Source organism: Nonomuraea sp. NPDC049684, assembly GCF_044465345.1.
Classification (GTDB): domain Bacteria; phylum Actinomycetota; class Actinomycetes; order Streptosporangiales; family Streptosporangiaceae; genus Nonomuraea.
The window spans coordinates 728,125-746,012 of record NZ_JBITLO010000003.1; the positions used below are offsets into that span (position 1 = coordinate 728,125).

Sequence of the window (17,888 nt, forward strand, 5' to 3'; positions counted from 1 at the left end):
TGGCTGATGGCGCGGGTCTTCGTCGACACCAACGTGCTGTTCCCGTTCTCGCTGATGGATCTCATGCTCGCGATGACCGAGGACGCCGTGCGCACCTGGGTCTGGAGCGATCACCTGCTGTCGGAATGGGAACGTGTCATCGTGCGCGAGCAGCACCGCTCCGCCCATTCTGCGGCGCGCATCGGGGCGGTGATTCGCGAGTTCTTCGCCGACAGCCGGGTCTCAGAGGACGACTACAAGCACCTGATCGATCAGATGGAGGGCCCCGACCTCGACGACCGCCATCACATGGCCGCCGCGATGGCGGGTCGCGCCCGGATCCTGGTCACCTGGAACGTCACGGACTTCCCGGCGTCGTTCCTCGGCCGCCACGGGGTGAGCGTCAGCACTCCCGATGCGTACCTGCGCTCGCTGCTGAACCGCAGTCCGCGTGAGGTGCTGGGCGTGCTCGCCCGGATGGCGGCGGGGAAACGCCGTCCACCGATGACCATCCGTGACGTCCTCGCCGCGCTGGACAAGGCGGGGGTTCCCGGCTTCGCCAGAGGTGCGGAGAATGCGCTGACGATCGTCAAGGGCGGCTTCTGACGGAAATGGAGACGGCCGGCACCCCTGTGGGGGTGCCGGCCGTGGCTCTTGGGGGCGTCAGCCCATGTGCGGGTAGCGGTGGTCGGTCGGCGGGACGAACGTCTCCTTGATCGTGCGGGCGTTCACCCAGCGGATCAGGTTGAAGATCGAGCCGGCCTTGTCGTTGGTGCCCGAGGCGCGCGCGCCGCCGAACGGCTGCTGGCCCACGACCGCGCCCGTCGGCTTGTCGTTGACGTAGAAGTTGCCCGCCGCGAAGCGCAGCCGCTCCGAGGCCGCGGCGATGGCGTACCGGTCCTGGGCGATGATCGAGCCGGTCAGCGCGTACGGGGCGATGCCCTCCATCTGGTCGAGCACCGTGTCGAAGTCGCGGTCCTCGTAGACGTGCACGCCGAGGATCGGCCCGAAGTACTCCTTGACGAAGATCTCGTCCGTCGGGTCGGCGCACTCCAGGATGGTCGGCTTGACGAAGTAGCCGACGCCGGAGTCGTAGGAGCCGGTGAGCACGTCGATGTTCGAGGCGGCCCGCGCCCGGTCGATGGCGTCCTTGTGCTTGGCGAAGGCCCGCTCGTCGATGACCGCGCCCATGAACGTCGACAGGTCGGCCGCCACGTCGCCCACGGTCAGCGACTCGGCCACGCCCACGAAGTCGTCACGCATGCGGTTCCACACCGAACGCGGCACGTACGCCCGCGAGGCCGCCGAGCACTTCTGGCCCTGGTACTCGAAGGCGCCCCTGACCAGCGCGGTCGAGAGCACCGCGGGGTCGGCCGAGGGGTGGGCCAGCACGAAGTCCTTGCCGCCGGTCTCGCCCACCAGGCGCGGGTAGCCGTGGTAGGAGGCGATGTTGGCGCCGATCGTGCCCCACAGGTGCTGGAAGGTGGGGGTCGAGCCGGTGAAGTGCACGCCGGCCAGGGCCGGGTGCGTCATCGCGACCTCGGAGACGGCCTGCCCGTTGCCGGTGACCATGTTGATCACGCCCGGCGGCAGCCCGGCCGCCTCCAGCAGGCGCATCGTGTGGTGCGCGGCGAGCTGCTGCGTCGGCGACGGCTTCCAGACGACGACATTCCCCATCAAAGCGGCAGAAGTCGGCAAATTTCCGGCGATGGCGGTGAAGTTGAACGGCGTGATCGCCAGCACGAACCCCTCAAGGGGCCGGTACTCCATCCGGTTCCACACGCCCGGCGACGAGATCGGCTGGTCGGAGTAGAGCTGACGGGCGTAGGCCACGTTGAAGCGCAGGAAGTCGATCAGCTCGCAGGCCGAGTCGATCTCCGCCTGCTGCGCCGACTTCGACTGGCCCAGCACGGTGGCCGCGTTCAGCGTCTGGCGCCACGGACCGGCCAGCAGGTCGGCGGCCTTGAGGAAGACCGCGGCCCGCTCGTCGAAGGACAGCGCCCGCCAGGCGGGCGCCGCCCGCAGGGCGCTGTCGATGGCGTCCTGCACGTCCTGAGCCGTAGCGTCGTTGGTACGGCCCAGGACGGAGGCATGGTTGTGCGGCTGCACCACGTCGATGGGCGCGCCGCCGCCGAGCCGCTGCTCGCCGTCGATGGTCATGGTCAGGTCGACGGGGGAGCCGGCCAGCTCCTTGATGCGGTCCTCCAGTGCCGTACGCTCGGCGCTGCCCGGCGCGTAGCCGAGCACGGGCTCGTTCACGGGGACGGGGACGTTGCTGATGGCATCCATTTACTTACCCCCAAGGGCACGAAGGAAGAAGGCGACGTTGGCGGGGCGCTCGGCCAGCCGGCGCATGAAGTAGCCGTACCAGTCGTCGCCGTAGGGGACGTACACGCGGACCGTGTGACCGGCTCCGGCCAGGGCCTCCTGCCGGTCGGTCCGGATCCCGTAGAGCATCTGGAACTCGTGGTCGCCGAGCGTGCGGCCGAAGCGGTCGGCGAGCAGCTCGGTGATGGAGATCAGCCGGTCGTCGTGCGTGGCCACCATGGGGTAACCCTTCCCCGCCATGAGGATGCGCAGGCATCGCACGTACGCCTTGTCCACGGCCTGCTTGTCCTGGTGCGCGACCGAGGCGGGCTCGCGGTAGGCGCCCTTGACCAGCCGGACGCGCGATCCCTCGTGGGCCAGGTCGCGGCAGTCGTCCTCGCTGCGGAACAGGTAGGCCTGGATCGCCACGCCGGTCGACGGGTAGTCCTCGCGCAGCTTGCGCAGGATGCCCAGCGTCGAGTCGACGGTGGTGTGGTCCTCCATGTCGAGCGTCACGGTCGAGCCGTTGGCCGCGGCGGCGGCGCAGATCTCGCGGGCGTGCTCCAGGGCCATGCCGTCGTCGAGCCGCTGCCCGACCGCCGACAACTTGACCGACACCTCGCCCCGGGCGCCGAGCTGCAGCGGCTTCAGCGCCTCCAGCAGCGTCACGTACGCCTGCGCCACGGTCTCGGCGGCGCGCGCGTCGCGCGTCTCCTCGCCGAGGTGGTCGACGGTCACGGCCAGGTTGGCGTCACGCAGCCGTTCGATGGCGTTCCGGGCCTCCTGGACGCTCTCGCCCGCGACGAACCGGTCCACCACCTTGCGGGTGAGCGGAAAGCCTGACACGGAACGGCGCACGACGCCGCTCCCGGAGGCGGCAAGGAGCAGTTGACCCAACATGCCTCAAGTCTAGAAACCCCAGGTCAGAGGGGGCCATGAACGCGCGTAACGATCGATGTGGCAGGCTGTCATACAAATGCACAACACGTCCGACCTTCAGGAAATCGTCGACGAGATCGCCGCCACGCTCGGGGCGTCCGCGACGCTGGAGGACCGCTCGTTCCGCCTGCTCGCCTACGGCGCCCAGCACGGCGACATCGACACGGTCCGCCAGGAGTCGATCCTGCGCCGGCGCGCCACCGGCGAGGTGCGCGACTACTTCGAACGCTACGGCATCGCCAGGGCCGGCGGCCCGGTCAGGATCCCCGCCGACGCCGAGCTCAAGGTGCTGGCCCGGGTCTGCTGGCCGCTGCGGCACGGCGAGGTCACCTACGGCTACCTGTGGCTGCTGGACTCCGGCAGCCTCGCCGACGAGGCGCTGCGCCGCGTCGCGCCGCTGGTCGCCAGGGCCGCCGCGGCGCTCGCCCAGGAGGCCAGGAGCCGCCAGGACCTCGGCCGCGGCCTGCTCGCGCTGCTCTCGGCCGACCCCGAGGAACGCGCCGCGGCCTCCATCGAGGTCCCCGGCCCGGTCACCGCGGTCGCCGTGCGCGAGTCCAGCGAGCGCGTGGCCGCCCTCTGGACGCTCCCGCGCGGCGTGCTGGCCCGCACCGGCTCGCCCGTCGCCCTGCTGGCCCCCGCCCACCTGGCCGGAGAGGTCGCCCAGACCCTGCAGAGCGCGTACGGCACCGCCGCCGGCATCGGCGCCCCCAGGAACGACCCGGCCGAGGCGTGGCAGAGCTGGCGCGAGGCCCGCCAGGCGCTGCGCATCGCCGAGCACTTCCCCCGGCACGCCCCCATCGCCCGCTGGCAGGACCTGGGCGTGCACCGCCTGCTGGCCCGGCTCGGCCGCGCCGACCTGCGCGAGCTGGCCGCCGAGACCGCCGCCCTCGACGCCGAGCTGGCCCAGACGCTGGAGGTCTACCTCGACCTCGGCGGCCATGCCCAGAAGACGGCCGCCGAGCTGGGCGTCCACCGCCAGACCCTCTACTACCGCCTGGGCAAGGCCGAACGCCTCCTGCACCGGGACCTGTCCGACGGCGACGACCGGCTGACCGTGCACCTCGGGCTGAAGGCGGCCAGGCTGCTGCCTCAGGACGGCCGGTAGACCTTCACCCAGTCCACGTACATCGACACCGTCGCGGGGGTGGAGGAGTCGCGGCAGCGCGGCTCGCAGACCACGTCGTTCTGCAGCGCCAGGCCCATGCGGTCGCCGTCCGGCACGTACGGGCCGCGGTAGTCCCACACCTTCCTGCCGTCCAGCCAGAACGTCAGCCGGCCGGGCAGCCAGTCCACAGCGGCGGTGTGCCAGCGGGTGAAGTCGGCCCGCAGCTGCCGTTGCGCCCGGCCGCGACCGCCGTGCACGAAGATGCCGCCGCCCTGCCTTCGCGGGTCGACGATCTCGGCGAAGTCGACCTCGGCGTAACCGTCGCCCTCGCCCTGGGAGGTGGGCCACAGCAGCGCGACCGGCGTGTAGCCGTTGCCCGCCTCGGCCCTGAACCGCACCTCCCACCTGCCGTACCGCTGGGCTAGCCGGGTGGCCACGCCGCCGGACAGGTCCTTGCCGCCGTACCGGCCGCCCTTGAGGCGCAGCATCCCGTCCGTGACCGTGGCGGCCCGGCCCGTACGGGGGTTACGGGCCGCGTCCGGCGAGTGGTAGACCATCCACCTGCTCGTGTCGACCGTGGAGCCGTCGAAGTTCTCGACGAGGACGGGCTCGCCCCACCCCGACGTCTCCGCCTGTGCGCTCTGGGGGAGGGCGAGGGCCGTGATCAGCGCCGCCACCGCCGCCCGCTTCGAACCGCGAGTAGACATGCGGACCATCGAAGCAAAGATCTCACTCCGGTAACAAGGGCCCCTTACGGTCGGATTCCGGGCCGCCCAGCATCGACCGGGTCAGCTCTCCCTGACTGCGCATCATCTCCTCCAGCGCCGCCGACAGGTGCTCCCGGCTCAGGGTCTCGGCCTGCCCGCCGGAGCGCAGCGCCTCCAGCACGGCCCTGCGCAGCAGCTCCTTGAAGAACGAGGCGGTCATCCCGTCCGTCCTGGTCACCAGCGGTTCCAGCTCGATCCCGGCCAGCAGGTCGCCGCCGTACAGGCGCAGCAGCGCGGCGCGCAGGCGGGCGTCGGGGCGCGGCGCCTCGACGGCCAGGTCCACCCGGCCGGGCCGGTTGGCCAGCGCCTGCTCCAGGGTCTCGACGCGGTTCGTGGTGAGCACGAACGTGACGTCGGCGTCCGCGCCGACGCCGTCCATGGCGTCGAACAGGGTGAACAGCAGCGGGCTGCCCTCCTCGGAGAAGCGGCGGTCGTGCGCGACGAGGTCGACGTCCTCGACGACCACGATGGCCGGCTGGAGCCGCCTGGCCAGGGCGGCGGCCTCCTGGACGAAGCGCAGCGCCGTACCGGCCATGACCACGACCGTCACCCCCGGCATGCGGCCCATCAGGTAGCGGACGGTGTGCGTCTTGCCGGTGCCGGGCGGGCCGTGCAGCAGCAGGCCGCGCTTGAGGTGCTGGCCGCGGGCGCGCAGCACGTCGGCGTGCCTGGCGACGCCCACCACGTGCCGCTCGATCGTCTCCAGCACCCCGTCGGGCAGGATCACCTGCTCGGGGTCGATCGACGGCCGGGGCAGGAACGTCACCAGCTGGTTGCCCCGGTGCTCGGAGGCGCCGAAGGTGAGGATCTGGCCGCGCAGCACGTCGTTCTCGCGCATCAGCCGTTCGACCTCCTGGCCGGCGGCGGTCGCGGGCGGGCGGGAGGCCGCGATCACCTCCACCCTGCAGTCCTCCCTGCCGAACCGCTCGACCGCGCCGCGCACGCCGAGCACGATCGGCTCGCCGCCCGGCGCGTGCGTCAGGACCAGCCCGAACGAGACGACCTCCATCGTCTCCTCCGGGCCGACGGCCGTCGTGACGTAGTCGACGGCGCCGATGCCGCCCGCCTCCGGGCCGCGGGCGGACATGGCGATGATGTCGATGGTGTCGTGGTGCTCCCGCCCGGTCCCGGACACCCCGAACCACTCGGCCCCGCCCCGCGCCTCCAGGTACGCGTCGACGCCCTTCTGGAGGCTCGCGTGCTCCCAGTTCTTGAAGCTGCGCGTGACGCAGGTCAGGTCTGTGAGCCCGCAGCCGAGATGCGCGGTCACCCGGCGTACCAGCTCGGGGAGGGACCGCGACTCGTCGATCAGGGTGTGCGCGTCGTCCAGGAGCTGTCGCAGCGCGTGTGCCAGCGAACGTGCCTCACTGATCTCCATGGGCGTCACCCTGGCACAGCGGGCCACGCCTGGGAACGGCGAGAGGCGGACGGCTTGCGCCGCCCGCCTCTCGCCGTTCGCCTCAGGCGCAGGCCGACTCGTAGACGCGGACCAGTTCCTGGCTCACGCGCTCCCAGGAGTAGCGCGAGCGCGCCCGGTCGGCGCCGGCGTACCCGAGCGCGGTGCGCAGCGTCGGGTCGCACAGGATCTCGCGGGCCAGCCGCGCGGTGCGCGCCGGCCGGTCCGGCGGGACCAGCAGGCCGGTCACGCCGTCGATCACGGAGTCGAGGTGGGCGCCCACGGCCGAGGCGATCACCGGCACGCCGCAGGCCATGGCCTCCAGCGCGACGACGCCCGTCGCGGCCTCGCGCGGCACCGACACCACGGCGTCCGCGCTGCGCATCAGCTTCGGCACCGAGGCCCGCTTGACCTGCCCCAGCAGCGTCACCCGGTCGGCGACGCCGAGCTGCTCGGCCAGGGCGCGCAGCCGGCGCGCGTCCCTGTCGTCGTCCAGGTCCTCGGGCTCGGGGCCGCCGGCGATGACCAGCTCGACGTCCGTCAGCCCCTGCAACGCCCGTACCGCCGTGTACGCCCCGCGCTCGGGGGACAGCGGGCCGACGTGCAGCAGCCGCTTGCGGGCGCCCTTGGTGGCGACCGCCCCGCGCCGCTGGAACCGCTCGGTGTCCACGCCGTGCGGCACGATCGCGATGTTCCCGCGCGGCACGCCCAGCCTGATCAACGCCGACTCCTCGTCGCCCGAGCCGGCGATGACCGCCTTGGCCCGGCGTCCGAGCGCCCGCTCCAGCTTCTGGTGCGCGGCGTCCACGGCGTGGAAGGTCTGCATGACCGGCACGTCCAACCCCTTGGCGCCCGCCACGGCGGCGAGGCCCCCGGTCCAGGAGTGGGCGTGGATCACGTCCGGGCGCTCCTGGTTCCACCGCTTCATCAGGTGCTCGCCCACGTCGTTCAGGTACGGCACGACGTCGTCGGGCGACAGGTTCTTGGCCGGGCCCACGTCGATCTGCTCCAGAGTGACCCCCGGGGCCACCCGCGTCTTGGGCTTGCCCTCGGCGTCGTCACGACGGGAGTAGATGGTGACGTGGTGTTCGCGGCCCAGCTCGCGCGCTACGGAGAGGATACGGTGGCGCTGGTTTCCCTTGGCGGACGCGACGATCGCAATATTCATGGCACACCTCAGCGTGGAAAAGCCTTCAAGGTGTGCCTGCGTCTTAGGCACGTTGTTCTACGGCAAGACAATACCCATGTTTAGCCGGATCGCAAACCCCCGCAGATCAGACACCTTTCAGGGCCAGTACCACGATCTCGTCCCAAACCTGGCCGCCGGAGAAGGCGTGCCGGTCGGCCTCCACCGCCTTGACCACGGTGGCCGGTGACTGGCCCGCGCAACGGCCCAGCACGTCGGCCAGCCGCTCCTCGCCGTACGGCTCGCCGGCGTCGTTCCTGGAGGAGATCAGGCCCTCGGAGTAGAGCACCAGCGTCTCCCCGACGGAGACGGTCAGCTCCTGCACGTCCGTCTCGGCCTCGCGGGAGATGCCCAGCGGCACGCCGCCGCCCGCCGCGAAGCGCACGTTGCCGTCGGGCTGCAACAGCGCCGCCGGGTGGTGACCGGCCGAGGAGAGCTGGATCGTCCGGCCCTTGACGAACCCCGCCACGGCCATCACGAACATGCCCGTGCCCTGCGCCACCAGAGCCTCGTTGACCTTGCGCATCACCAGGTCGGGATGGGACTCCCAGGTGCTGAGCACCCGCAGCCCGCCGCGCACCATGGCGCTGACCGAGGCCGCCTCCTCGCCCTTGCCCGCCGCGCCGCCCAGGGCGAACCCCCAGCCGCCCGCGACCGGGAACACGTCGTAGAACTCCGCGCCCACCGAGGCGCCCGGGTGGTAGACCGCCGACGCCTCGTAGCCGGGCACGTCGGGCAGGTTGCGCGGGGCCACGCTGGCCGACAGCGCGTCGGCGGCCCGCGAACGGCTCTGGAAGCTCGACTGGGCGCGTACGGCCAGGCCGAGCTGCATCCCCACGTCCTGGAGCACCCCGAGGTCGGCCAGCGAGAACGGCGGCCGGTCGTGCGTGCGCACCAGCGTCAGCACCCCGTCGGACTGCCCGATCGGCACCGACAGCAGCGAGCCGGCGCCCATCGCGGTCAGCAGCGGCCCGTCGGCGGTGAAGCCGAGCAGCGACTCGTCGTCGACCATCTCGTGCACCACGCCCGAGCCGCGCTCCAGCACCTGCATCACCACCTGGCTGCCGGCCGGGTCGGCCGACTCCACCAGCCGCACCAGGTCGCCCAGCGGATGGTTCTTCGGCGCCACCACCACCGAACGCCGCGGCAGCCCGTCGCGCACCAGGTCGGCGATCACCCAGTCGGCCCACTCGGCCGCCAGCAGGCGCGTGGTCCGCGGCATCGCCACCGGGCGCAGCAGCGCCTCCTCGTCCAGCAGCAGCCCGCCGACCCTGGCCAGCAGGTCCTGCCGTTTGGACGCGGCCAGCAGCAGCGCCCCGTCGGACTGCTCGGGCCGCCGCGCCCCCGGCTCGGGGAGCTGCACCTCGGTGGGCAGCGCCACGGCCGCCACCATCTGCTGCGGCTCGCCCGGCATCGTCACCCGCGTCAGCGCGAGCTGCACGGTGTGCGTCCGCCCCTGGTGCGCCAGCCGCGTCTCGAACGCCGACGGCTGCCCGGTCTGCAGCACCGAGTTCAGGTGCGAGCGGAACGCCGCCCGCCTGGAGACGTCGACCAGCAGCGGGAACGACCGCCCGACCAGGTAGCCGTCGGGGCTGCCGAGCACCCGCGAGGTCTCCGGGTTGATCCGCCGGACCACCCCGCCGCCGTCGAGCACGATCACCGGGACCGGGAAGGCCCGGAACACCTGGCGCAGCAGCTTCAGCTCCCGCTGGGTGCCGTCCTTCTTGCTCGCGGCGCGCTTGGGCGCCTTGCGCAGCGCCTCGCGCGCCTCGGCGAGCAACTCGGCCGCGGTGTCCAGTTCGGCCAGGGCGGCGTCGAGCGTGGGCGCGAGGTCGGTAGGGTAGGCGGTCCTCGCCTCACGCAAGGACGACACGCGTCCCGCCAGCGCGTCCAGAGCGTGTTCGAGGTCCGGCATGGTCATCCTTTGACGCTACGCCACCGGGGATAACGGTAGCCATAAGGGGTAGGGGCTTCTTGCTATGGAATCGACCGCGATGATCACTCCCGGGCTCGCCCGAGACCTGGCGGCGCTGGGGCGACTGGGTGAGGACACCTCCACGGAGAGCGTGTTGCGCGGCCTGACCACGGCGCTGGCGGCCGGTGTGCCCGGCTGCTCGGGCGGCTCGGCCGAACACTGGCGCGACCAGCGGGTGCTGGTCTCCGGCTCGCACAGCGAGCTGATCATGCTGGTCGAGGGCGAACGTGAACTGGGTGAGGGACCGTCCCTGGAGGCCCGCCAGAGCGGCGCCCGGGCGAGCCTGAGCGACGTGCTGAGCGACAGCCGCTGGCCCCGCTACAACGCACTGGCGACCCGCTGGGGGGTGCGTTCGGTACTGATCGTGCCCATCGAGGTGGCGCCGGCGCAGCTCATCGTCGGACTCTACTCCGTACGCCCGGGTGCCTTCTCCCCCCAGGCCGCCCACTCGCTGGCCGACATGCTGACCGAGCAGGTGGGGGTGGCCATGGCGAACATGTGGGAGTTCGAGGAGGTGCGCACCGACGCCGCCCAGCTCCAGGAGGCCCTGGCCGGCCGGTCGGTCATCGACCAGGCCAAGGGCATCATCATGCAGACCAGCGGATGCACGGCCGAGGCCGCCTTCGAGGAGCTGCGCAGGATCTCGCAGCACCATCAGGTCAAGGTGGCCGATCTGGCCAGGCTCCTGGTGGAGGAGCACCAGCGCAAGTCGACGCGTCGCTCATAGGGCCTCAGCCGATGGCGGCCAGGGCGTCGTCGAGGGTGTCGAACAGCGGCAGGCGCTGGGCCAGCCCGGTGATCCACATCACCTTCGACTTGGAGTACTCCACGCCCACCAGGGCGAACTTGGAACCCGACGCCAGGCTGGTCTGCCAGTGATGGACGATCAGCCCGAGCGCGCGCGAATCCATGAACGTCACCCCGGCCAGATCGAGTATCAGGTCGGCTCCGGCCAGCGACAGGTAGTCGGCGAACTGCTCACGCGTCGTGGCGTCGAGCACACCGTCGACCTTGACGACGGTGATCTCGCCGACGGGCGATGACGTCAGGCTCAGGGCGGCCACGGGCCCCTCGCCGTTTTCGGGCATTGTCACGAAGCAACCCTACTGTCACCACGCGACCGAGGAATACTTCCCGCGGCAGGGGGGAGACTGGGACCGAAGTCCAGCAGAGGGCTTCCGTCTCGAGAGTAGAGCGAGGCGTGCCTCTGCCTGGGCTTTTCCGCTGGCGGAGGCCGCCCTGCGACCCATATGAGGAGCAGCGATGGCTGTGCAGGAGTACGTCCTCGAGGAGATGACAGCGGAAGATCTCCTGGCTGAGATGGTCAGGGAAGACACACCCGACAGCCACAGGGAGCGGCTGCGCGAGCGCATCGTGGAGATGCACCGGCCGCTGGCCATGGAAATCGCCAGGCGTTACCGTTACCGGGGCGAACCTTTGGAGGACCTCCTCCAGGCCGCGTACGTCGGCCTGATGAAGGCCGTCAACGGCTTCGACCCGACCCTCGGCCACGCCTTCAGGGGCTACGCCGTCGTCACGATGACCGGTGAGGTCAAGCGGCACTTCCGCGACCGCACCTGGGCCATCCGGGTCCCGCGTCTCTACCAGGAGCGGCGGTCCGAGCTCAACCGGCTCGTCGCCGACCTCAGCCAGGACCTCGGCAGGTCCCCGACCGTGGCCGAGCTGGCCGCGAAGATGAACATCTCGGAGGAGGACGTCCTGCTCACCCTCGACGCCTCGGCCGCGTACAGCACGCTGTCGCTCGACGCGCCGCTCGGCACCGACGACGACGCGGCCTCGCTCGGCGACGTCATCCCCGAGGACGACGACACGCTGAGCACCATGGTCGACCGCGAGGCCGTCAAGCCGCTCATAGACGCGCTGCCCAGCCGCGAGAAGCACATCCTGCTGCTGCGCTTCTTCGGCAACATGACGCAGGCCGAGATCGCCGCCGAGTTCGGCATCTCGCAGATGCACGTCTCACGGATTCTCCGTAAGGTACTCGACCAGCTCCGCAGTGAGCTGCTGGTCGGTTAGCCGCTGGCCGGCTGGTGAGAGAAAGGCGAGTCGCCGGGTGAACGAGGACGTCGAGCCTCAGTCGGGCTACACGAGCCCGCCACCCGGCGTGCCCGTGAAGGAACTGCGCTTCCGCCTGCCGGACCTGCCGGAGGTCCGGCAGTTCGCCGAGGACGAGGCCCGCGCCGTGGGGATGCCCGATGAGGCGGTCGGCGACTTCGTCATCGCGGTCAACGAGGTGGCGACCAACGCGGTCACGCACGGGGCCGATCGGGCGGCCATGAGGACCTGGGTGATCAGCGGGGACCTGGTGGTCGAGGTGCACGACGAGGGCTTCTGGAAGCCGGGGCCGCTGCCGGGGGCTGTCGGGGGGATGGGGTTGTGGGTGGCGCGGCTGCTGTCGTCCGATTTCACGTTGAGGGTGGGGAGCGGGGGCAGCACCGTGATCATGAGGTTTCCCGGCAAGGGGTGACCTGCTTTTCTTGCCTGTCCTGAGCTCGGTCACTGGCTGGGGCTCATCCGGGCCCGGTCACTGACTGCGTCTTCGCTTGTCCGGGCTCGGCCGTTGGATCGGCCTTCGCTTGCCCGGCCTGGCCGCGCTGTCGGTCGGCCCGGGTTTTCTGCTGTCGGCTTGCTGGGCGGTGTGCCTGTCTGCTCTGTTCATGACGTCAGCTCTTGGCCCGCTTTTTCCGGATATTTGGCTCTATTTAGTTCTTTGGGTGTTTCGGGCGGGAGGCCAGTCGGCCTCCCGCCCGAAGGTGCGGTCAGTGGCGCTCAAGGGCGGCCCCAAGGGGACCGCTCAGCGGCGGCTGCGGCCGCGCCAGTTGCTGTACCCGCCGCGAATGCTCGCCGTGCCGACACCCGCCTGATGCAGGGCCAGCAACGTCAGACCGAGCAGCACGAACGTCATGCCGGAGATCCCGCCGGCGATTTTCACACCCACGAGGTCGAGCAGGAATCCGATCCCGAAGATGATCGCCGCGACGACTGCGAGCATGCCGATCACCTCCTCGGTTCGGGGGTCAGATTGTGCGTGGACAGCGCGAGCAACTGCTCCAGGACGTTGCGGTAGTCGCGGAACGCCTGACGCAGGTCCTCGGTGTCGGGGGAGTCGACGTCCTTCCAGCGCTCCCGCAGAGAGCCGGTACGGCTGGTGAGGGAGTTGGTCAGCGACTCCACCACCTCGCCGACCAGGCCGTCGGCGAGCTGGATCGCCTCGGCGGGGTCGTCCACGAAGGACGCCTGGACGTCCCGCCAGCGGGCCTGCACCTCGGCGGGGTCCTGGTCGAACAGGGCGACCTCCCGAGGAGCCGCGTGCGAGGGAACCTCATCCACCGGAGCCCCCTCGACAGGCGTCGCCTGGACGGGCGTCCCTTCGAAGGGAGCCCCCTCGATTGGCCGCCCGCCCTCGCCGAGCCCATCGTTGGTGAGACCGCCGTCCGTCGTCAGCCCGTCGCGGGCCGCTCCAGCAGGGGACAGGCCGTCGCGCGCCAGGGCGTCGTCGTCCCGCTCGCCGTGCACCAGGACGTCTTCCTGGGCTCGTCCGTCATGGGACAGTTCGCCGTGGGGACGGTCGCCATGCACCAGCACATCGTCGGACCGGTCACTGTGGACCAGAACGTCGTCGGACCGGTCGTCGTGACGTGCCCCGGTTCCGGACAGCACGTCCCGGGAAGTCTCGTGTCCGGACGTCTCGTTGGCGGGGACGTCGGCGTGAGCGGGGTCGGGGGAGCGGTGGTCGGAACCTTGTCCCAGAGGGGGCTCGCGGTGCGGCTCGGTCGGCAGGTCGCCGTCAGTGCCGGTGCTCGCGTAGGGGTCCTTGTAGGACGGCTCGTCGTCATGATCCCGGTCGGAGACCGTGGAGTCGTACCCGTGGCCCGCCGGGGTGCGGCCGGCGTCGTTCGGGTAGCCGTCGTCGTGGCGTCCGGTGGTGGCGCCGTCGTACCGGTCGCCGGTCTCGTCGGTGAGGTCTCTGTGCTCGTCGTCCCTGGCAGCTTCGTCCGACCGCTGCGACGGGACCCTGAGCTCGTCCTCACTTCTCTTGCTGCTGCTCATCTACGTTCACCGCCCTCGCGTGGTCTCGTGCAGCAGTTCCTCGAACAGCGCGCGGTAGTGAACCATGGCCTGCCGGAGCTCCTCGGTCGAGGCTTCCTTCCTGGCCGCCCGCCCGCTGATCTCGTGGGCCGTCCTGTAGTGGTCGAGAGTGGCCGCGTGCCCGACCGACAGATCGGACAGCCGCTGCTCGAAGTCGTCGGTGGGGTAGCCGCGGTCGGCCATCACCGAGGTGACGAGCTGGTCCGCCTCGGTCACCGCGAACCCGGGAGCGTCGACGAAACGCTCCTGGACCTCGGTCCACCGGTTGGCGTACGCGTCGCGCGTCTCCTCCGGCAGCGGCCGGATGTCGAGCTCGGAATGGCGCTGCTCGCGGGCGATGAGCTCCCGCTCGGCCTCACGCCGGTTGTCACTCTCGGCCACCGTACGCTCGTACTCAGGGCCGAAACGTTCGCGGAGACGGCTGCGGCGTTGCTGCTGTAGCACGACATAGCCCACTGCGGCGAGCGCCACCACCGCGACCACGACGACGGCCACCCAGATCAAGGTGGTCATTGATGTTCGCCTCCGGTCTCTGTAATGAGACCTGCGACTGCCCACGATCAAGGCCGTCGAAACTCACGTACTCAGTGAGCTGCAAGCCCTTTCCTGGCGGCCTCCAGCACCGTAGCGACGTGCGAGCCCGCACCCGAGGCCGGAACCTCACTGAACCCCTCAGCCGCGTCGTACCGGACGTCGAGCCCCGCGTCCACGAGCCGCTGCGCCCACCGCAGCGCCGTGTTCAACCGCTCCGCCGCCGGCGGCTTCCCCTGCGCCGCCGCCGACAGGTTCCGCAGGTTCGTCGCCGGCCCCGACTGCGCGTGCACGCGCGCCAGCTTCCACGGTACGGCGGCACTGTGGTCGAGCATCGGCTTGGCCAGCCCGGCGGCCCGCTTGGCCTGGAGCACCCCCGACTCCGACACCCCGAAATGAGCGGCCAGCTCCTGCACACTCATCCCGCCGGCCACCAGCCGCGCCAGCTCCGCCCGATCAACGCTCGGCCTCCGCCCCACCACGCCCTCCGCTCCCGCTTTCCGTGTACGCGCCTACCTCCGATGTGCGCTAAGGTTATGACGTCCCGCCCCGCAGGGGGCGGCCGACACAACCGGGACGTAGCGCAGCTTGGTAGCGCACTTGACTGGGGGTCAAGGGGTCGCAGGTTCAAATCCTGTCGTCCCGACCAGGTTTTAGCTGGTCGGCAAGGGTGTCACTCAAAAGGGTGGCACCCTTTCGCATTGGTGAGTGACTAACTGAGTAACTATCGGGCGAAGATCTCATCCATCGCCGCAGCTCCTTGCAGGAGTACGGGGCGGATCTGCTTGCGGTAGACCGCTTCGGTGACCGCCGTCCCGCTGTGGCCGACGAGCCGGCCGATCTCCTCCAGGGGGACGCCCGAGTCGGAAAGCAGTGAGACGAAGCTGTGCCGCATCTCCCGGGGCGTCCAGTAGTAGGCGGGCATCCCGGCGTCCTTGACGATCTTCCGGAACGCTCTGCGTACGTTGTGGGCGTCGAGGGGCGTGCCGACGAGCGAGGCGAAGACGAGCCCGTGATCCTGCCACTTGTCGCCCGCCGCTTTCCTGTCTTTTCGCTGCTGTTCGCGGTGCGCTTTCAGCGCTTCCACACAGCGCTTGGGCAGCGCCAGGGAGCGACGTGAGCGCTTGGTCTCGGTGTCGCCTCCTTCGCGTACGGAACGCCATACCGCGATCCACGGCGGGATGTCCTTGTCCGGATCGCCGACGAGATCGACCTCGTTCCAGGTGAGCGCCCGCAGTTCCTCTGTGCGGGCACCGATCAGCAGCGAGAGGACGACGTAGGCGTACAGGCGGGTGCCCTCTGCCGCGTCGAGCAGAGCGGTGGCCTGGTCGAGGGTGAGGGACTTGGACGGGCGGCCTTCCTTGCCCTCGGGGATCTCACACAGGCCCACCACGTTGCGCTTGACCTTGTCGCGGGCCTGGGCGAACTTGACCACGCGGTTCAGACACGAGTGCAGCAACCGCACTGTGCGCACGGCCAGGACTTTGGCCTTGCCGACGAGCCACCGGTCCACGTCCTCGGCGCTCAGCTCACGCAGCTTCCGGGCACCCAGGTCAGGGATGATGTGCTTGGCGCACAGGAACCGGTAGTTGGCGACAGTGCTCTGGCTCCGGCCATGCAGGCCATAGGCGAGCCAACTCGTCACAGCATCGGCCACCGTGTAGTTCGCCGGGCCGCTGGCAAGCCCGTCGTCATGGTCGCGGATGATCTCTTTGAGCTTGGCCTTGGCTTCGGTCTTGGTCTTGCCGCTGGCCTTCTTGACGATGCGCTTGCCCGCCGGGGTGTAGCCGACCGTCACTGAGGCGATCCAGCGTTGCCGGTTCTCGTCCCAGTGCAGGCCGCCGTCCCCTCGGCTGCGTCGTTCGGTCATGGAGCCTCCTGTTCGAGTAGGGAGATGTAGTCCTCGATGGCTGAGGCGGGGATGAGCCTGGCCCGTCCCTGAGTGACGGAGCGGAGCCGGCCGGAGCGGATGAGTTCGTAGATCACGCTGCGGCTGAGGCTGAGCAGGTGCATGGCGTCGGTGATGCGGTAGAGCCGCCGGTCGTGGGCGGGGAGGGGGGGTCATTCATCCGCCCGCTCTGCCGCGATCTTGCGGGCGGTCTCGACTCGCTGGCGGATGTGCTCGGCCATGATCGCCTCGCCTTGGGTGTAGCCGCTTCCGGCGAAGCGCCAGTGCGCCATGACGAGTGTGGTCGCCTGGTCGAGGGTGGGTAGGTCGTGGCGCTCGCGGGCTTCGGCGGCGCGGTGCAGGGCGCGAGCGCCGCGCAGGTCGCCCAAGGTGATGGAGTAGAGACGGCTCTTGCTGGAGAAGTGGCCCCGGAAGCCCAGCATGTGTGCCCACGGCCGGAGCCATAGCCTGGCGAACTCGGGGCGTCGTTCGCCTCGCCGAGCACGGTGGAGAAGGCCGCGGCGACCCTGCTGCTCGATCTGGTCACCCGCGCGAAGTTCGGCCAACCCGCCGTATTCGCCGAGGAGGCCTACAAACTGCTCGGGATCTCCGACCCAGCAGCACGCGATCGATTGCATCCCCAGCTGGTAGCCGTGCTCAATATCCTGGTGTCGACGGAGGTCAAACCCGTTGACGCGGCCTGGGACGCCCTGGTCATCGCTGTAGGCACAGAGTCTGGACGCGAGTTCCGACGGAAGCACCACAGGTACACTGAGCCGCTCGGCTGGCTACGCACCTTCCTGCTGCGAGACATCCCCGACCCGATTCCCGGCCTGACTGTCCACCAGGCGAAAGGACGCGAGTGGGATGCTGTCGGCGTATGTCTGACCGAGCCACAGCAAGCTGCCCTACGTAAGGGCCTCGACCCGCTCAACAGCGACGTCAACGAGTTGGTGCAGACGGTGTTCTCAGGGCTATCGCCGCTGGTAGTGGAGGACATAGCGGACCAGGGTGAGTAGATTCGGGTACGGGCGCGAACCCCGAACGACTCTTCTGCCGCCTGCCCGACCTGTGGAGCCGGGACAACTCGCGTGCATGGCTATCACGAGCGCACTCTGGCCGATGTCGCGGTGGACACACGTCGCGTGCTGGTGATGGTGCGGATCCGCCGCATGGTCTGCCCGACCCGCGGCTGCCGCCAGACCTTCCGGGAGCAGCTGCCCGGCGTGCTGGAGCGCTACCAACGCCGCACGCCCCGCCTGGCCTCGCAGATCGGAGCGGTGGTCCGCGAACTGGCCGGACGTGCCGGCGTGCGCCTCTTGTCCGCGATGGCCGTGCACCTATCCCGGCATACCGCCCTGCGGATCCTGTTACGCCTGCCCCTGCCACCGCCGCGCGTACCCCGGGTGCTGGGAGTGGACGACTTCGCCCTGCGTCGGCGCCACCGCTACGCCACCGTGCTGATCGACGCCGAGACCCGAGAGCGCATCGACGTTCTACCCGGCCGCACCGCCGATGTGCTGGAGGCGTGGCTGCGCACCCATCCCGGAGTGCAGATCGTGTGCCGAGACGGCTCGGGCGCCTGCGCCGAAGCGATCCGCCGCGCCCTGCCTGACGCCGTCCAGGTGAGTGATCGCTGGCATCTATGGCACAACCTCGGTGAGGCCGTCACCAAGGAAGTCGCCACATAGTCCTCCTGCCGTTC

At 70.3% G+C, this 17,888-nt stretch carries 20 protein-coding genes, 1 tRNA gene and 1 pseudogene; 8 read left to right on the plus strand and 14 right to left on the minus strand.

What is annotated here, in order from left to right; genetic code table 11:
- Positions 1-6 precede the first annotated feature (6 nt).
- A complete protein-coding gene (locus ACIBST_RS13685) occupies positions 7-585 on the plus strand; it encodes a PIN domain-containing protein (protein WP_397171572.1) in 579 nt (192 codons plus the stop codon).
- A gap of 57 nt (positions 586-642) precedes the next feature.
- Here the strand turns inward: ACIBST_RS13685 and pruA are convergent, their stop codons facing one another.
- Positions 643-2,268, minus strand: coding sequence for an L-glutamate gamma-semialdehyde dehydrogenase (gene pruA / locus ACIBST_RS13690; protein WP_397171574.1), 1,626 nt, complete (start codon positions 2,266-2,268; stop codon positions 643-645).
- Complete coding sequence (locus ACIBST_RS13695) at positions 2,269-3,186, minus strand: proline dehydrogenase family protein (RefSeq protein ID WP_352329158.1); 918 nt, start codon at positions 3,184-3,186, stop codon at positions 2,269-2,271. It lies immediately after the preceding gene.
- Positions 3,187-3,262: 76 nt separating this feature from the next.
- On the opposite strand from ACIBST_RS13695, the gene ACIBST_RS13700 reads away from it, so the two are divergent.
- Complete coding sequence (locus ACIBST_RS13700) at positions 3,263-4,330, plus strand: helix-turn-helix domain-containing protein (protein ID WP_352358124.1); 1,068 nt, start codon at positions 3,263-3,265, stop codon at positions 4,328-4,330.
- On the opposite strand, the gene ACIBST_RS13705 is transcribed toward ACIBST_RS13700, so the two are convergent.
- The 4 genes from ACIBST_RS13705 to ACIBST_RS13720 form a co-directional block, all read right to left on the minus strand.
- Complete coding sequence (locus ACIBST_RS13705; protein ID WP_397171576.1) at positions 4,315-5,037, minus strand: glycoside hydrolase family 16 protein; 723 nt, start codon at positions 5,035-5,037, stop codon at positions 4,315-4,317. The two genes, ACIBST_RS13700 and ACIBST_RS13705, sit on opposite strands and share 16 nt — an antisense overlap.
- 22 nt (positions 5,038-5,059) lie before the next feature.
- Entirely contained in the window at positions 5,060-6,475 is a 1,416-nt protein-coding gene (locus tag ACIBST_RS13710) for an AAA family ATPase (protein ID WP_397171578.1), read from the minus strand.
- A gap of 82 nt (positions 6,476-6,557) precedes the next feature.
- A complete protein-coding gene (locus tag ACIBST_RS13715) occupies positions 6,558-7,661 on the minus strand; it encodes a glycosyltransferase (RefSeq protein WP_397171580.1) in 1,104 nt (367 codons plus the stop codon).
- Positions 7,662-7,767: 106 nt separating this feature from the next.
- Positions 7,768-9,600 carry a SpoIIE family protein phosphatase gene (locus ACIBST_RS13720; RefSeq protein WP_397171582.1) on the minus strand — a complete coding sequence of 611 codons (1,833 nt, stop codon included), beginning with the start codon at positions 9,598-9,600 and terminating at the stop codon, positions 7,768-7,770.
- Between the two features lie 58 nt (positions 9,601-9,658).
- Between ACIBST_RS13720 and ACIBST_RS13725 the strand changes: the two genes are divergently transcribed.
- The gene (locus ACIBST_RS13725; RefSeq protein WP_364330995.1) at positions 9,659-10,381 is read left to right on the plus strand and encodes a GAF and ANTAR domain-containing protein; all 723 of its coding nucleotides are present in this window, start codon (positions 9,659-9,661) and stop codon (positions 10,379-10,381) included.
- A 4-nt stretch (positions 10,382-10,385) separates the two neighbouring features.
- On the opposite strand, the gene ACIBST_RS13730 is transcribed toward ACIBST_RS13725, so the two are convergent.
- Positions 10,386-10,742, minus strand: coding sequence for an STAS domain-containing protein (locus ACIBST_RS13730; RefSeq protein ID WP_397171657.1), 357 nt, complete (start codon positions 10,740-10,742; stop codon positions 10,386-10,388).
- 232 nt (positions 10,743-10,974) lie between these two features.
- Between ACIBST_RS13730 and ACIBST_RS13735 the strand changes: the two genes are divergently transcribed.
- Both ACIBST_RS13735 and ACIBST_RS13740 read left to right on the plus strand, forming a co-directional pair.
- Positions 10,975-11,691 (plus strand): SigB/SigF/SigG family RNA polymerase sigma factor, encoded by a 717-nt coding sequence (locus ACIBST_RS13735; RefSeq protein ID WP_397171584.1) that lies wholly within the window; start codon positions 10,975-10,977, stop codon positions 11,689-11,691.
- 37 nt (positions 11,692-11,728) lie between these two features.
- Positions 11,729-12,142: an ATP-binding protein gene (locus ACIBST_RS13740; RefSeq protein ID WP_397171586.1), complete on the plus strand. Its 414-nt coding sequence runs from the start codon at positions 11,729-11,731 to the stop codon at positions 12,140-12,142.
- 327 nt (positions 12,143-12,469) lie between these two features.
- Here the strand turns inward: ACIBST_RS13740 and ACIBST_RS13745 are convergent, their stop codons facing one another.
- The 4 genes from ACIBST_RS13745 to ACIBST_RS13760 all read right to left on the minus strand — a co-directional run bounded on the left by ACIBST_RS13745 (position 12,470) and on the right by ACIBST_RS13760 (position 14,717).
- Positions 12,470-12,667, minus strand: coding sequence for a hypothetical protein (locus ACIBST_RS13745; RefSeq protein WP_397171588.1), 198 nt, complete (start codon positions 12,665-12,667; stop codon positions 12,470-12,472).
- A 5-nt stretch (positions 12,668-12,672) separates the two neighbouring features.
- Entirely contained in the window at positions 12,673-13,725 is a 1,053-nt protein-coding gene (locus tag ACIBST_RS13750) for a hypothetical protein (protein ID WP_397171590.1), read from the minus strand.
- A 6-nt stretch (positions 13,726-13,731) separates the two neighbouring features.
- The gene (locus tag ACIBST_RS13755; protein ID WP_358293686.1) at positions 13,732-14,277 is read right to left on the minus strand and encodes a hypothetical protein; all 546 of its coding nucleotides are present in this window, start codon (positions 14,275-14,277) and stop codon (positions 13,732-13,734) included.
- Between the two features lie 71 nt (positions 14,278-14,348).
- Complete coding sequence (locus tag ACIBST_RS13760) at positions 14,349-14,717, minus strand: hypothetical protein (protein ID WP_397171592.1); 369 nt, start codon at positions 14,715-14,717, stop codon at positions 14,349-14,351.
- A 150-nt stretch (positions 14,718-14,867) separates the two neighbouring features.
- On the opposite strand from ACIBST_RS13760, the gene ACIBST_RS13765 reads away from it, so the two are divergent.
- Positions 14,868-14,944, plus strand: a tRNA-Pro gene (locus ACIBST_RS13765).
- A 75-nt stretch (positions 14,945-15,019) separates the two neighbouring features.
- Here the strand turns inward: ACIBST_RS13765 and ACIBST_RS13770 are convergent.
- From ACIBST_RS13770 to ACIBST_RS13780, 3 genes are read right to left on the minus strand one after another with little or no spacing between them, the layout of a single operon-like run.
- Complete coding sequence (locus ACIBST_RS13770) at positions 15,020-16,165, minus strand: tyrosine-type recombinase/integrase (protein ID WP_397171594.1); 1,146 nt, start codon at positions 16,163-16,165, stop codon at positions 15,020-15,022.
- Complete coding sequence (locus ACIBST_RS13775) at positions 16,162-16,320, minus strand: helix-turn-helix domain-containing protein (RefSeq protein ID WP_397171659.1); 159 nt, start codon at positions 16,318-16,320, stop codon at positions 16,162-16,164. Before ACIBST_RS13775 ends, ACIBST_RS13770 begins: the two co-directional genes overlap by 4 nt.
- Positions 16,321-16,356: 36 nt before the next feature.
- The gene (locus ACIBST_RS13780; protein ID WP_397171661.1) at positions 16,357-16,749 is read right to left on the minus strand and encodes a replication initiator; all 393 of its coding nucleotides are present in this window, start codon (positions 16,747-16,749) and stop codon (positions 16,357-16,359) included.
- On the opposite strand from ACIBST_RS13780, the gene ACIBST_RS13785 reads away from it, so the two are divergent.
- Positions 16,690-17,202 (plus strand): hypothetical protein, encoded by a 513-nt coding sequence (locus tag ACIBST_RS13785; protein ID WP_397171663.1) that lies wholly within the window; start codon positions 16,690-16,692, stop codon positions 17,200-17,202. The genes ACIBST_RS13780 and ACIBST_RS13785 overlap by 60 nt on opposite strands.
- Positions 17,203-17,865: pseudogene (locus tag ACIBST_RS13790) on the plus strand (ISL3 family transposase); the annotation flags it as partial.
- Between the last annotated feature and the right edge of the window lie 23 nt (positions 17,866-17,888).

Bases quoted from the DNA above. Each gene is read 5' to 3' on its own strand.
- ACIBST_RS13685 (WP_397171572.1), top strand. From the start codon at position 7: ATGGCGCGGGTCTTCGTCGACACCAACGTGCTGTTCCCGTTCTCGCTG.
- pruA (WP_397171574.1), bottom strand. From the start codon at position 2,268: ATGGATGCCATCAGCAACGTCCCCGTCCCCGTGAACGAGCCCGTGCTC.
- ACIBST_RS13695 (WP_352329158.1), bottom strand. From the start codon at position 3,186: ATGTTGGGTCAACTGCTCCTTGCCGCCTCCGGGAGCGGCGTCGTGCGC.
- ACIBST_RS13700 (WP_352358124.1), top strand. From the start codon at position 3,263: ATGCACAACACGTCCGACCTTCAGGAAATCGTCGACGAGATCGCCGCC.
- ACIBST_RS13705 (WP_397171576.1), bottom strand. From the start codon at position 5,037: ATGTCTACTCGCGGTTCGAAGCGGGCGGCGGTGGCGGCGCTGATCACG.
- ACIBST_RS13710 (WP_397171578.1), bottom strand. From the start codon at position 6,475: ATGGAGATCAGTGAGGCACGTTCGCTGGCACACGCGCTGCGACAGCTC.
- ACIBST_RS13715 (WP_397171580.1), bottom strand. From the start codon at position 7,661: ATGAATATTGCGATCGTCGCGTCCGCCAAGGGAAACCAGCGCCACCGT.
- ACIBST_RS13720 (WP_397171582.1), bottom strand. From the start codon at position 9,600: ATGACCATGCCGGACCTCGAACACGCTCTGGACGCGCTGGCGGGACGC.
- ACIBST_RS13725 (WP_364330995.1), top strand. From the start codon at position 9,659: ATGGAATCGACCGCGATGATCACTCCCGGGCTCGCCCGAGACCTGGCG.
- ACIBST_RS13730 (WP_397171657.1), bottom strand. From the start codon at position 10,742: ATGCCCGAAAACGGCGAGGGGCCCGTGGCCGCCCTGAGCCTGACGTCA.
- ACIBST_RS13735 (WP_397171584.1), top strand. From the start codon at position 10,975: ATGGTCAGGGAAGACACACCCGACAGCCACAGGGAGCGGCTGCGCGAG.
- ACIBST_RS13745 (WP_397171588.1), bottom strand. From the start codon at position 12,667: ATGCTCGCAGTCGTCGCGGCGATCATCTTCGGGATCGGATTCCTGCTC.
- ACIBST_RS13750 (WP_397171590.1), bottom strand. From the start codon at position 13,725: ATGAGCAGCAGCAAGAGAAGTGAGGACGAGCTCAGGGTCCCGTCGCAG.
- ACIBST_RS13755 (WP_358293686.1), bottom strand. From the start codon at position 14,277: ATGACCACCTTGATCTGGGTGGCCGTCGTCGTGGTCGCGGTGGTGGCG.
- ACIBST_RS13760 (WP_397171592.1), bottom strand. From the start codon at position 14,717: ATGAGTGTGCAGGAGCTGGCCGCTCATTTCGGGGTGTCGGAGTCGGGG.
- ACIBST_RS13770 (WP_397171594.1), bottom strand. From the start codon at position 16,165: ATGACCGAACGACGCAGCCGAGGGGACGGCGGCCTGCACTGGGACGAG.